Below are 13,380 nucleotides of genomic sequence, written 5' to 3'. Positions count from 1 at the left end.
ACCTTAACCCTGAACAGCGACCACACCAACGGAAGCCGGAGGTAACACAAAACGCAATGTATTATTCTCCAAAACAAGCCCTTCCCAAGCTACAAGTTTCACCTGATCTGGCTGTTCAAACGTATTAAATGCCCCAAAGTCAGTGTTATGGAGCAACTGTCCCGATACGCTTGCCGCTTGACCTGCCTCCAGTTGCACGACTACTTCAAGCTCATCCGTATGACTGAGATTACATCCTGTCACATGAATAACGCCATCTTTGTTCCGTGATGCAGACAGACTAAGTTGCGGAATCGTCTCCTCACCAAATGTATACCCCGGGCTCTCATAACTGAGATCTAGACGCTGTGCATCCATATGGACCTGATACATATCGAACACATGGTACGTCGGCGTCAGGATCATTTTATCCCCTTCAGTAAACACAAGCGATTGAAGTACATTAACGATCTGAGCCAGATTCGCCATATGCACCCGTTTGTTATGCTGATTGAAGATGTTCAGGTTCACCGCCGCAAGTACTGCATCCCGCATGGTATTCTGCTGGTATAGAAAACCCGGATTGGTTCCTGGTTCAACGTTGTACCATGTCCCCCACTCATCTACGATAATGCCTACTCGGCCTTCCGGATCATATTTGTCCATGATCTCGGAGTGCTTTACAAGTAATTCATCCATAAACAGCGTTTTTTTCAATGTAGTGAACCATTCAGCCTCTCCAAAACCGGTAGCATTCCCTTTATCTTCCCATACACCTGTCGGAATCGTGTAATAATGAAGGCTAATGCCATCCATGAAACGGGCTGCTTCTCTCATCAACACTTCCATCCACTCATAGTTGCTGTCATTCGGTCCACAAGCAATCTTGTAAATCTGATTTTCTGAATAATTACGTACATATGTAGCGTAACGACGATATTCATCCGCATAATACTCTGGACGCATGTTGCCACCGCAGCCCCAGTTCTCATTGCCGACGCCAAAATACTTCAGCTTCCACGGTTCTTCCCGGCCGTTCTGCTTCCGCCAGTTCGCCATAGGAGACTCACCATCAAACGTAATGTACTCTACCCACTCCTGCATTTCCTGCACGGTTCCACTGCCTAGGTTGCCGCTGATATAAGGTTCTGCCCCCAGCAGTTCACACAGCCTCATGAATTCATGTGTACCAAAATGGTTATTCTCTTCCACGCCACCCCAGTGGGTATTAATCATGCGTGCACGTTCACTTTTTGGCCCTACACCATCCTTCCAGTGATATTCATCAGCAAAACAACCACCTGGCCAGCGAAGCACAGGAATGTTCAGCTTCTGAAGTGCCGCAACTACATCGTTCCGAATACCTTCCGTATTTGGAATAGGTGAATCTTCACCCACCCAGAGGCCTTCATAAATACAACGTCCCAAATGCTCGGAAAAGTGACCATATATATTGCGATTTATTAATCCTTTATCTGAATCAGTCTTTAAAATAACATTAACCATTATTTCAACCTCCTTGAAATATGTTGTCAACGCTTACAATAACCTGTTTCGAGACAGGTTTCAACCCTTTTGTTTCCTGAAAAAAAAGCCCTTTTCCATATCAAATCTCAGGAAAAGGGCTCATTATGAGGTTACATCATTTAAATTCAATTAAAAATACACATAGATCGTTTTCACTATGAATTAGCTAATATATTAATTCATTATATAATTTATTAATTCTGTTCTGAGCGAAATAAAATTTTTGCTGACCAGGTTATTCCACCATCTGTTGTTGCATAAACGGCAGGTGCGTTCGTACTTGTCACAACAAGCCAGCCGATCTTGGTTGTAGGGAACGAGATACGGGAGCTATAGCCTTGAGCTTTCAGATCAATGTTTTTCCACGTGGAACCTCCATCAAAGGAACGCCCAATTCCAACCTTGTCTGCCGCTGGCGATCCAGCAGAGAGATAAGCGGTCTTTTTACCAATCAGTGCCATGTTGCCTGGATGTCCACCGGGATTAGCCGGTCCGGTTCCTTTGCCATCTTGATTGGCACCGGGGGCCGGCCCTGCGCCTGCTGTCGATTGAGTGAAAACCTGCCTCCAGCTCTCTCCTTGATCACCACTCGCATACAGGGAGTAGGATTGCTGGGACATGCCTGCATCTCCATATAGGATAGCCCATACCTGAGATCCATTTGCATACAGGTCTGCTCCGTTCCACGTACCGGATTTCACCTGAAGAGCTGTATTCCAGCTCTTGCCTCCATTACTTGTCTTCTCGATCTTATAGCCTGTCCCGGGTACAACTACAACAGCATACCCCAGCTTATCTGTAATAAATGTAGCGGCTCTAGTGTTGGCTGGTGTAGTTATTTTACTCCATGTCATACCGCCATTCGCAGTTCGATATGCTCCGTTATAGGTGTATCCATAGCCCGTATTTTTATCCCCGAAATCAATCCGCTTGAACGGCGGAACACCTGGTGTACTCAGTCTTTTCCAGTGTGAACCCCCATCGTCCGTACGTATGAGATATGTTGTAGAAGAATCTTTCGTTCCTGCAAGTGCATAGCCGTTAACATTGTTCGGAAAGTTCAACTGTTTGAACTGCCACTGCCCGGTATATATGGATTGCCAGGTACACCCTGCATTGGAGGTACCGATCAGAAACCCTTGACCTGCAGCTCGTCCAGTGTTTGGAGTCAAAAAGTCGATATCCGTGAATTGCAATTGCTGTTCTTCCACGCCACTGCCTTTTTTTAGTTCCGACGATAGCCCATGATCTCCTGTGCCGCATGTTACGGTTGAAGGTGCTGCGCTAGCATCAGGTAATGTATGAGCCTGTCCCATTCCCCATAATAGTGTAAGCACTAGAGTTATCGCGCTTGCTCGTTTCCATGTCTTGGTGTTCTTGGTTGTCTTGATTCTCATTGGTAACACCTCCTTCTATCGTTTTACCCCAAATCGCGCATCATAACGTAACAATTCGGGTGAAAGCAGATGACAATTTTGCAAGATAAAAAACAAAAACCACCTTTACCCATGATGGAGTTCATCTGGTTAAAGGTGGTTTGCAATACGTTATGTGTCTCTGTCTCCATTAATTCTTATGACAATGAATAAGACTGAATAGCCATCATAACAAAACTGATACTTAGGATCAGACATAAAGCGAAAGAGATTTTACTGGATTTATATTCCCTGATGGAATAAGCACCAAATAACATTGCCAGATTTACAAGCATAAAGCTGAAATTAGAATAACCTGTCATGGCTACAACCAGTTGAATAATAAATATGGTTGTAATGGTAACAAACCATTTGGGGAACATACTCAAATGTGCTCGAATGGCATACATATAATCTCCACCTCACTTCTATAGAGTAATAGGAACGTATGTGCTATAATTAGAGGTATGGACTTATGATTGAGTGTGGATGTTTTATGATCACGGCGTTGCTGTCCGAAAGGGGGTGACGTCGATGGTCAAACTTGTGGCGTTGCTTGATGTAATCCGGTGGATTGCTGCGATCCTCAGCATTGTGCTGAGTGGACGAAGGCTTTACCTTTGGTTGCGTAAAAAGTTTCGTAACAAGCAAAAACCCACCTCATAAGGTTGATCGCCTGACGGTGGGTTTTGCTTGAATAGCATTATTTAATTCTTGCACGCCGTGGCAATCCACAGCCTTTCGGGTCCTAAGAGTCATTACCGTTGGCGCGGTAATGGCTCTTTATTTAGTATATGGTTGAACCCGCAGATCCTATACTTCACGACCACAATATATTAATTAAATATATTACTAACACTTCTGTTTCCAGTATAACATAGCTTGAAACAGAAGTTAAGTTCACTTACTTCACGAATCCAAGCAGCATTTCACGAATCAACTTGGCAGCTACGATCTGTGTCTGTTGTGTCGGATCATAGATTGGTGCTACTTCCACCAAGTCACAGCCAACAACGTTCACATCCGATCCAGCAATCATATGAACCGCTTCAAGCAGTTCTTTGGATGTGATTCCGCCAGCTTCTGCTGTTCCAGTTCCTGGTGCAGCAGACGGATCAAGCACGTCGATGTCGATCGTTACATAAACTGGACGGTTGCCCATTTTCGGAAGAGCTTCCTTCATTGGAGCCGCTACTTCAAACGGGTAGAAGTTAATGTTCTCACGACCATACTGGAATTCCTCGCGGGAGCCGGAACGGATACCGAATTGATAAATATTTTGACCGCCCATCAGTTCAGCAGCTTTACGCACAGGTGTGGAGTGAGACAGAGGCTCGCCTTCATAGTGTTCACGAAGGTCTGCGTGTGCATCAATGTGGATCAGGATCAGATCCGGGTATTTCTTGTACATCTGTTGAATCACGGGCCATGTCACCAGATGCTCGCCGCCCAGGCCAATCGGGAACTTGTCATCTGCCAGCAGGTTGCCGATGTACTCATGGATAACCTCAAGGCTGCGTCCCGCGTTGCCGAACGGCAAAAGCAGGTCTCCCGCATCAAAATAAGTCATATCCACGATACTTTTATCCAGATACGGGCTGTACTCTTCAAGTCCAACCGATGCCTGACGGATATGAGCCGGGCCGAAACGGGAACCCGGACGGAAGCTGACGGTGTAGTCCATCGGCATACCGTAGATGACCGCTTTCGAATTTTCATAATCCTCAGAGCTGCAAATAAATACGTTTCCTGAATAAGCTTGATCCAGTTTCATCTTCATTTCCCCTTTATTTCGTTAAATCTTCCACGAATTTTGGAAGTACAAATGCCGCTTTGTGCAGACGCGGAGAGTAATACTTCGTATCCATCTCCGGAATTTGAGCCTCGTCTACCTCAAGTGGATCATGCTTTTTGCTGCCCATGGTAAATGTCCATAGACCACTTGGGTAGGTTGGAATATTACAGCCGTACACATGTACGATCGGGAAGATTTCTTTGACATCTTTGTTCACCTTCTGGATCAGATCCGCCTTAAACCAAGGGTTGTCCGTCTGGGCAACGAAGATCCCGTCTTCTTTGAGTGCTTCATAGATCCCCTGATAGAAACCACGCTCGAAGAGCGGAGCAGCTGGGCCTACAGGTTCTGTTGAGTCTACGATAATAACATCGTACTCATCTTTATGTTCAATGATATGCATGTAACCATCGTTAACGAGCACTTCAACGTTCGGCTCATCAAGCTTGCCGGCGATTTCAGGTAAATACATTTTGGAATATTCGATCACTTTACCGTCAATTTCGACGAGAACTGCTTTTTCTACAGCCGCATGTTTGATGACTTCACGGATTACACCGCCGTCACCGCCGCCAACCACCAGCACTTTTTTCGGATTTGGGTGAGTGTTCAAGGCCGGATGTGCCGCCATTTCATGATATACAAACTCGTCCTTAACCGTCGTCATCACCATGCCGTCCAGTACAAGCATATTGCCGAATTCTTCGGTTTCAACCATCGCGAGATCCTGAAAATCCGTTTGCTCCGTGACGTAAGTCTGCTTAATCTTAGCGGTAATGCCGAACACAGGGGTCTGCTTCTCTGTAAACCACAATTCCATGATCGCTACCTTCTTTCCGTAAAAGTAATGAGTGATCATTTTAAAATGCATAATCACTGGTCTGTTCGTCCACACATGCTTTAGTATGTTGTGCCGAACCCTACCTTTTCATTACCCTTTTGCATTATACGCGATAGACGATTCAACTGTAAAACGGTTTTCAGGCCAAAATTGGCCAGAATTTGTTCACTTCGCAGCCCAATTGAATATCCCGGTTATTCCAGTCCCATACTGGAAAGAAAAGAGAGGAGCCCGTTCCATGAACAAGCCAAGTGTTAAGACCCGCAAACGCGGGTTCCGTGCACTCCAATTCATCAAATATCTATCCATACTTATGGCGCTCGGCCTGATTGCCACAGCTGCTATTCTGGTATATCTATACGCCACCAGCCTTCCCCTGGCTGACTCGGATCGCAACTCCAGACTACTAGATAGCCAGGGCGAGGTGATTGCCACATTTTCCGCTGGCGGCAAGGATTCGATTCCCGTTCAACTTCAGGATATTACCCCTGATTTGGTGAACGCTACACTAGCCGTAGAGGATCGTAAATTCAGGCAGCATTTCGGATTCGACATTCAGGGCATGGGACGAGCTGTCCTTGTCAACATCCAGCACATGCGAATGTCTCAGGGAGCCAGTACGCTAACACAGCAGCTTGCGCGTAACCTCTACCTATCCCATGAGAAAACCTGGACACGCAAAGCCAAGGAAGCAATGTATACCGCTCAGCTTGAGATGAAATACAGCAAAGATGAAATTTTACAGATGTACTTAAATGAAATCTATTATGGTCACGGTGCCTACGGCATTGAGGCAGCTGCGCAGATGTATTTTGGCAAATCCGCAAAGAAACTTGATCTGGCGGAGAGCGCTATGCTTGCGGGTATTCCGAAGGGACCGACTTATTATTCCCCCTACAATCATATGAAAAATGCCAAGGATCGACAGAAGATTGTGCTGAAAGCCATGATTGAAACGGGTAAAATTACGCAAAAACAAGCGGACTCCGCCTACGAAGAAATGCTGAACTTCAAACCCGAGGGCGAGCGCAAGACGGTGGAGAACGCACCGTATTTCCGCGACTACATTCGAAGTCTTGCAGTGAAGGAGCTTGGCATCAGCGAAGCGATGCTGGATCACGGCGGGCTGAACATCTACACGACACTGGATTTACGAGTGCAGAAGGCTGCGGAAATGGCGGTTGTCAAAGGTATGGATGCGAAAAGCGAGCTGGAGACCGCACTCGTGTCGATTGACCCGCGCACCGGTTACATTAAAGCGATGGTTGGTGGCAAAAATTATCGTACCAATCAGATCAACCATGTGCTGACAACAACACGCCAGCCGGGATCAGCCTTTAAGCCGATTATGTATCTCGCTGCTCTCGAATCGAAGCAGCTTACCAGTGCATCTATTTTCAACAGCCAGCCTACCTTGTTCCATTACGATAATGACCGCAAAACGTACAAACCCGGCAACTTCGGCGATAAATATTTAGGTGAGATTGATCTTCGCCAAGCCATCGCTGCATCTGATAACATCTACGCGGTCAACACGATTATGAAGATCAGTCCAGAACAAGTCGTAAAGATGGCTCAAAAGCTCGGTATTACAAGCAAGCTGAGTCCTGTCCCTTCTCTTGCACTGGGTACTTCACCTGTCAGTCCGCTGGAGATGGCCTCCGCCTTCTCCGTTATTGCTGCTGGAGGACAACGGACACCACCCGTAGCTATTTTACAAGTGACGGATGCGGCAGGGCGTGTGTTGTATGAATCTCCGCAGACCAAAGCAGACACCGTGGTGGAACCGGCAGCAGCCTACGTACTGACACGTCTGATGGAGAGTGTTTTTGAGAACGGAGGCACAGGCAATCGGGTATCTGCCACCATCAAACGTCCGGTGGCTGGCAAAACAGGAACAACCAATACGGATGCCTGGTTGGTTGGATTCACCCCAGAGCTGTCCACCGCTGTATGGGTGGGCTATGATCAGGGCAAAGCGATCTCGACATCCGATGGCCGACGCGCAGCCCCGATCTTTGCTCAGTTTACGGAACAAGCCCTTGCAAGTGTCCCCCCAAAAATCTTCTCTGTACCTGATCAGGTCGTGAGTGTCTACATTAACCCGGAAACCGGAAAACTCGCTGGTAACGGCTGCGAAGAGAAACGGCTGGAAGTGTTTATTCAGGGAACGGAGCCGACTGAAGTCTGCCGTGGCGAGACGGAGCCACTGGACAATCCTCAGGACGATAAGGCGCGCGAAGCACAGAACCAAAAAGGGGTACAGGAGCAGAAGCGTTCTTGGTGGAGTGATTTCAAACGCTGGTGGGTAGAATGACAGAATGACGCATATCCGTAATGACTTGATTGCGTCAAGAAGATGGCCGGTTTAACAGACTCCATATATTTGCATGGAGGATTCATAAATATGCAGGCGACTGTATGAAGCCTTCGCTACATCTTCATCACAGAAATAAAGCAAGCCCCGAAACCGGATAACCTGCCGGTTCGGGGCTTGTTGCTTTTTTCTTTTTTCCCGTTAGGCAAGTGCCTCTTTCAATTCATCCGGGGAAGCATTCCACCATTCTTCATTATGAGAGATCAGAAGAGTCTTCAGTGCCGCTTTGTCTTGCGGTCCCAGCTCATCCAGCATAAATCGGCGTTTCATCGCATAATCCATCCGGTTGACGTGATCCGCGAGCAGCTTCCACCCCCGTTTGGCTTCCGTGTCAATCCACATCTCACATGCCGTTGCCCCGCCATACAACTGTCCTTGCTCTGTACGATCCACAGCAACCCATACCAGCCATACCTGACGTCCATTCGGAACGTCTTCACGATTCGTTGAAAATTTAATGCCTCGTTCCACTTTACTCTTCGCGTGCATGGCACCGATGTCGATTTTCGCTTCGCCCTGGTCAATGATGACCGGAGAAAGATTGTTCAGATCAATAGAGCCTGAACCAAAGCCTTTATGCTTGCTCTTTGCACTCACGATATTCAAGGCAATCTGTTTCTTGCCGTTTTGCTCATTTTGGTCCATGTTCATAGCCTCCAAGAGTTGATACAAATATTTTAACTAATAATTGGCCCAATGCAAACATATACATGCTGTAGATGCTTGTCAACGGGAGGTATTGAACGATGATTCCACGACGCGCCAAGAGCTGGCTCATCATATCCCTGGCCTTATGCCTGTTTGCCGGAGGGGTATGGATCACACTCGGTTACAATCGCTCCATTTCATCTGAGTTACCCGTACTCGCTCCAGAATCGGGCAAGCCTCCAGCCAAAAACGGAGCGCCCGCCCCCCCGGAAAGTGTACAATCCCCTACAGCCGAGGTATACAGCAATCGTGTGGTTGAATACCACATGGATGTGAAGCTGAACGAGGGGAACAAACTGCAAGGCACACAGACCATAACATGGACTCATCCGGGCAAAAAAACGGTGAACGAACTTTATTTTCATATGTACCCTAATGCATTCTCCTCTGCGGATACTACATTTATGAAAGAATCGGGCGGTAAGCTTCGCGGCGATGTCATGCCTACAGATGGTTATGGCTCCATGAAATTTACTGACATGCAGACGGAGGATGGGCTCTCTCTGCTACACCGGATGCAGTATGTACAGCCGGATGACGGGAACATCAAAGACAAAACACTGATTAAGGTTCGTCTCCCTAAACCCGTCAAGGGCGGGGAAAGCATCACAATACGCACATCGTTTGAAGTAAGTTTACCCAAAATTTTCGCAAGGATGGGCAAAACAGATGATTTTGTCATGGCAGGCCAGTGGTTTCCTAAACTCAGTGCTTACGAGCCTGTTGGAAGACGGGGCCGTACCATAGAAGGCTGGAACCTGCATCAGTATCACGGGAACTCCGAGTTCTATGCTGACTTCGGTATCTACAGTGTGCGTATCCGAGTACCCGAAACATACAAGGTGGCAGCAACCGGATTCCCCACGCAGCAGGCAACCTTGAAGAATGGTGAGAAAGTGTATCAATTTTATGCCGATGATGTGCATGATTTCGCTTGGGCAGCCTCACCTGATTTTGTGTATGCGGAGGAGCCCTTCTCTGCCCCCAACGTGCCCGGTGTACGCATTAAACTCTACCTTGATCCGGCACATCAGGATCTGAAGGAGCGGTATCTCTTTGCTGCCAAAGCCGCATTAACGAATTACAGCAAGTGGTTTGGCCCCTATCCTTATGCCACCTTATCTATCGTGGTTCCGCCAAAAGCCGCAAACGGGGCCGGAGGCATGGAGTACCCGACTCTTATTACAGCCTTTGGGGCCGATGACACAACACCGGGTTACGATCTGGAACGCACCGTTGTTCATGAAATTGGACATCAATACTTCTACGGCATGGTTGCGAGCAATGAGTTTGAGGAGGCCTGGCTGGATGAAGGGTTCACCTCCTATGCAGAAGATAAACTGATGGAACAGGAATACGGATTGATTCCGAATCTACCGGTACAATCAGGTCTGATCACATCTCCGGCTCCTCTAACACAGCCCTCGTGGAAGTTTGACTCACAGAATCAATATGCTTCCAACGTGTACACAAGGGGCAAACTGGTGCTACTCGGCATTGAACAGCAAGTCGGAGCGAAGACCATGGAACGAATCCTTTCGACGTATGTAAAAAAATATCGTTTTAAACATCCTGCAACGGGTGATTTTCAAAAGGTGGTTGAGCAAGTCACCCGCACCTCCTGGGCGGATTACTTTGACCAATATGTCTACCGGAACGGCATGGCCGATTTTGCTGTAGAGAAGATCAACGTTTCTTCTATAGAGAAGGACGGCAAAAAAATGTACGAGTCCTCTGTCACCATTATCAAAAAAGGCAGTGACTTTCCCAAGGTTCCTGTTCGGATTGCGTTTGAGGACGGCCATATCGTAACCAAACACTGGGATGGCCGCGAGGAGCGCGTCACCTATAAACTGACATATACATCTCCTGTCACCTGGGCCATGACTGACCCTTTGTATGACATCGTGCTCGAAAATCGCCATATGAACAATTTCCTGAGAACCGGACTGGACGAGCAAGTCAAATCCCGCTGGAACATGAGTGCTACGAAACTAATTGAAGCCATATTCGGAGGTCTGTCATGGTGAGGTGGAGACAGTGAAAGCAAAAATTCGTGAAGGCTGGTTTCTTGTCCGTCAGCATATGTTTATTGCCGCACTCTTGTTTATCTATCAATTAACTTGGGGTTATTTCATCTACCGGTTGGTTCAATCGGCTGTCGTTCCTCTATTACTACGTTATCCAACGGATGATGTCGGCGAGCTAAGCACACTTTTATTTAAAATGGAAAGCCAGCTCAGCCTGTCCGGTCCGGAGGTCCAGCGTTATCTGTGGATTTTGGGCGGCATGTTATTGCTTCGCCTGCTGATCAGTCCACTTATTCAGGCCGGGTTACTCTACTCCCTGCAACATTATCAATCTACTGAAGAACGCATTCCTTTTATTCGGGGCATCAAAACGTTATGGAAACCCATGATATTGCTACACACGATACGTACCTTTCTCATGTTCTTGCCTGCATACTGGCTTCTGCCCAAATTGTTTTCTACAATAATGGACAGTTTTCATTCTCTTCATTTATTACTTCCCGGCATTCCATATGTAGCAGGCTGGATTATTTATGGCTGGATTGTACATCATGCAGTGCTCTACATGCAGTTTGGTATTTCTGACCCGGAAGCAGAAGGGCGAATTCACGGGACGCTCAAGGGACTGTGGATTGCTGTGCGCCGCATCTTTGCTGTCATCGGCATTGCGCTGGTGCTGGGAGTTGTGCATTTAGTGGTCTTTGGTGCATTCACTTCCGCTTCCTGGTTCTTGACAGGACTATCCGGATTAATCCTGCAACAATCCTATCCGCTTGCTCGAAGCCTACTCAGTATGTGGAAAGTATGTAGTCATTTCCGTTTATGGCAGTCCACATCTACCAGACATGAAAATCATATACGTTGAACTAAAATGTTACACGCCGTCTGAGATCGCTTTCAAAAATAAAGAAATGTTACCATCTTATATTAAACATTTCATTGGTTATTACGTATAAATACGCAAACCTCGACCTTTCCCCGTCAAAGGTCGAGGTTTTTTTTGTTAATTTTACTGCTAAACGTTGCCAAAGTACTAAGCCTCTGGTACAATAAGCGCAGTGAGTTTTTAGTAACAACTTTGTAATCTTTAAATCCTTATTTGTAACAACTTTAAATTAAATCCTTAAAATTAAATTTTCTTTTCATTTTTCAGGTGCATAACTAGCATAGCCAAATTCCTGGCACCTGGGAAGCGGGGGAACCAGTTATGGGTGAATTGATCTTGAAACAGAGGGATCATAGGGGACCTTCAACCGAATCCTTAAGCTAACCTCGCAGGCGTTGGAAGGGGTATATCACTTGTTTAAGAAGAAACTGACCGCAGCAGTACTTAGCCTCACATTTGCATTATCACTTGGAGCAGGCAGCGCATTTGCAGATTCTAAGATGGATAAAGTAATTGATTCAGCAATGGGAACTACATACAAAAGCGGAGGAACAACGCTTGACGGTTTTGACTGCTCCGGATTCACACGGTATGTATTCGACAAATTAGGTATTGATTTGGCTCGTCAATCTAGCTCCCAATACGACATGGGTGATTCCGTATCTCGCATGGAGATGAGACCTGGAGATCTGGTGTTCTTCAACACAACAGGTAAAGGTATATCACACGTAGGCATTTTTGTAGGAAGTGGCAAGTTTGCACATTCTTCTTCTTCCAAAGGTGTAACGATCAGCTCTTTGAGTGAGAACTACTGGGCTAACCGCTACGTTGGCGCTAAACGGATCATGAGCACGGACGATTATGAGTCACTGGCCCTTGACTAGGTACAAGCTGTAATCAACATGATGTTGGAACCATGTAACTCTACTGTAACGAAATACGAAGTATAAACAGAACCGCCCGGTACATTCTCCGCAGGAATGTATCCGGCGGTTTTTTTATGCTTTCTGACTCTGTGTAGTTCCCGATGTTGCAAGTCATGGTGTGTATGTGAACTAACACGTTCGCCTGCTTTCGTTTGTCCGTGCCCTTATCATGTTTTTACCCAGCCTGTTATAATATAAACGGAATGATCACGACTTTTGTTTCAATTTTTATTTGATCATATGAAGACTTGCCTAATACACAGCTCTTTTGTAGAGTGAACAATGATACGGATATTGAAGAAAGGAGCATGCACTGTTATATGAAGAATGAAGCCTCTTTGATACTTCATGTTGTACCGATGCAAGAAGAACATGCTGAACTTATATGTGGCTGGAAATACGCCCCACCTTACAATATCTATAGCTGGCTTCCTTGGGAACAGATGAAAGTACTCGAAGTCGAGTTCGGTGATGCACAGCTCAGACAACAACAATATGCCATTATCCTGGATCAACATGACCAGGTTTATGGGTTTGCACAATATTTTCCGCTCCAGCATGTCACACGAATCGGTCTCGGTATGCGCCCCGATCTGTGTGGTCAAGGTCTTGGTAAAGCATTCGTTACTGCGATTGTACAAGAGGCCATCCGCCGCAATCCATCCAATGAGATTGATCTTGAAGTGCTCACTTGGAATAACCGTGCCATTCAGGTATATCTGAAGAGCGGATTTGTCATCCAGGATACATATGAACGCCAAACTCCTAGTGGTTTAAAGCCCTTCCATTGCATGGTTTATGAAGGCCCAAGAGAGTAAACTCACGATTAAATGGTTTCAATTTGTCTCTCTTTTGTGATTAGTTCAAAAAATTACCACAAAATGCTATGATGTAAC

Annotated in this window: 12 protein-coding genes and 1 riboswitch; of the genes, 6 read left to right on the top strand and 6 right to left on the bottom strand. The window is 46.4% G+C overall.

Annotation, left to right across the window (positions count from 1 at the left end; translation table 11 throughout):
* Positions 1-3 precede the first annotated feature (3 nt).
* The 3 genes from ACT89M_RS00560 to ACT89M_RS00550 form a co-directional block, all read right to left on the bottom strand.
* Positions 4-1,485: an alpha-N-arabinofuranosidase gene (locus tag ACT89M_RS00560; protein ID WP_308723545.1), complete on the bottom strand. Its 1,482-nt coding sequence runs from the start codon at positions 1,483-1,485 to the stop codon at positions 4-6.
* 215 nt (positions 1,486-1,700) lie between these two features.
* Positions 1,701-2,903 carry a WD40/YVTN/BNR-like repeat-containing protein gene (locus ACT89M_RS00555; protein WP_154892131.1) on the bottom strand — a complete coding sequence of 401 codons (1,203 nt, stop codon included), beginning with the start codon at positions 2,901-2,903 and terminating at the stop codon, positions 1,701-1,703.
* Positions 2,904-3,079: 176 nt separating this feature from the next.
* On the bottom strand, positions 3,080-3,331 hold the full coding sequence (locus tag ACT89M_RS00550) for a hypothetical protein (RefSeq protein ID WP_154892132.1): 252 nt from the start codon (positions 3,329-3,331) through the stop codon (positions 3,080-3,082).
* A gap of 124 nt (positions 3,332-3,455) precedes the next feature.
* Between ACT89M_RS00550 and ACT89M_RS00545 the strand changes: the two genes are divergently transcribed.
* Complete coding sequence (locus tag ACT89M_RS00545; RefSeq protein WP_261769680.1) at positions 3,456-3,587, top strand: hypothetical protein; 132 nt, start codon at positions 3,456-3,458, stop codon at positions 3,585-3,587.
* Positions 3,588-3,825: 238 nt separating this feature from the next.
* On the opposite strand, the gene speB is transcribed toward ACT89M_RS00545, so the two are convergent.
* On the bottom strand, positions 3,826-4,695 hold the full coding sequence (speB, locus tag ACT89M_RS00540) for an agmatinase (RefSeq protein ID WP_090924873.1): 870 nt from the start codon (positions 4,693-4,695) through the stop codon (positions 3,826-3,828).
* A gap of 13 nt (positions 4,696-4,708) precedes the next feature.
* On the bottom strand, positions 4,709-5,536 hold the full coding sequence (gene speE / locus ACT89M_RS00535; RefSeq protein WP_154892133.1) for a polyamine aminopropyltransferase: 828 nt from the start codon (positions 5,534-5,536) through the stop codon (positions 4,709-4,711).
* 259 nt (positions 5,537-5,795) lie between these two features.
* Between speE and ACT89M_RS00530 the strand changes: the two genes are divergently transcribed.
* Complete coding sequence (locus ACT89M_RS00530) at positions 5,796-7,874, top strand: transglycosylase domain-containing protein (protein WP_308723544.1); 2,079 nt, start codon at positions 5,796-5,798, stop codon at positions 7,872-7,874.
* Positions 7,875-8,075: 201 nt separating this feature from the next.
* Here the strand turns inward: ACT89M_RS00530 and ACT89M_RS00525 are convergent, their stop codons facing one another.
* Positions 8,076-8,579, bottom strand: coding sequence for a YwhD family protein (locus ACT89M_RS00525; RefSeq protein ID WP_090924876.1), 504 nt, complete (start codon positions 8,577-8,579; stop codon positions 8,076-8,078).
* Between the two features lie 101 nt (positions 8,580-8,680).
* Here ACT89M_RS00525 and ACT89M_RS00520 point away from each other — a divergent pair, with 101 nt between their 5' ends.
* The 4 genes from ACT89M_RS00520 to ACT89M_RS00505 all read left to right on the top strand — a co-directional run bounded on the left by ACT89M_RS00520 (position 8,681) and on the right by ACT89M_RS00505 (position 13,302).
* Complete coding sequence (locus ACT89M_RS00520; RefSeq protein ID WP_154892135.1) at positions 8,681-10,672, top strand: M1 family metallopeptidase; 1,992 nt, start codon at positions 8,681-8,683, stop codon at positions 10,670-10,672.
* Positions 10,673-10,682: 10 nt separating this feature from the next.
* On the top strand, positions 10,683-11,537 hold the full coding sequence (locus ACT89M_RS00515) for a hypothetical protein (protein WP_154892136.1): 855 nt from the start codon (positions 10,683-10,685) through the stop codon (positions 11,535-11,537).
* 293 nt (positions 11,538-11,830) lie between these two features.
* A riboswitch (cyclic di-AMP (ydaO/yuaA leader) is annotated at positions 11,831-11,968 on the top strand.
* Between the two features lie 3 nt (positions 11,969-11,971).
* Positions 11,972-12,442 (top strand): C40 family peptidase, encoded by a 471-nt coding sequence (locus tag ACT89M_RS00510; protein ID WP_090924879.1) that lies wholly within the window; start codon positions 11,972-11,974, stop codon positions 12,440-12,442.
* A 362-nt stretch (positions 12,443-12,804) separates the two neighbouring features.
* Positions 12,805-13,302: a GNAT family N-acetyltransferase gene (locus tag ACT89M_RS00505; protein WP_154892137.1), complete on the top strand. Its 498-nt coding sequence runs from the start codon at positions 12,805-12,807 to the stop codon at positions 13,300-13,302.
* Positions 13,303-13,380 lie beyond the last annotated feature (78 nt).

This window comes from Paenibacillus sp. NN59 (assembly GCF_057597225.1).
This window is presented reverse-complemented; position numbering and strand designations above follow the sequence as displayed.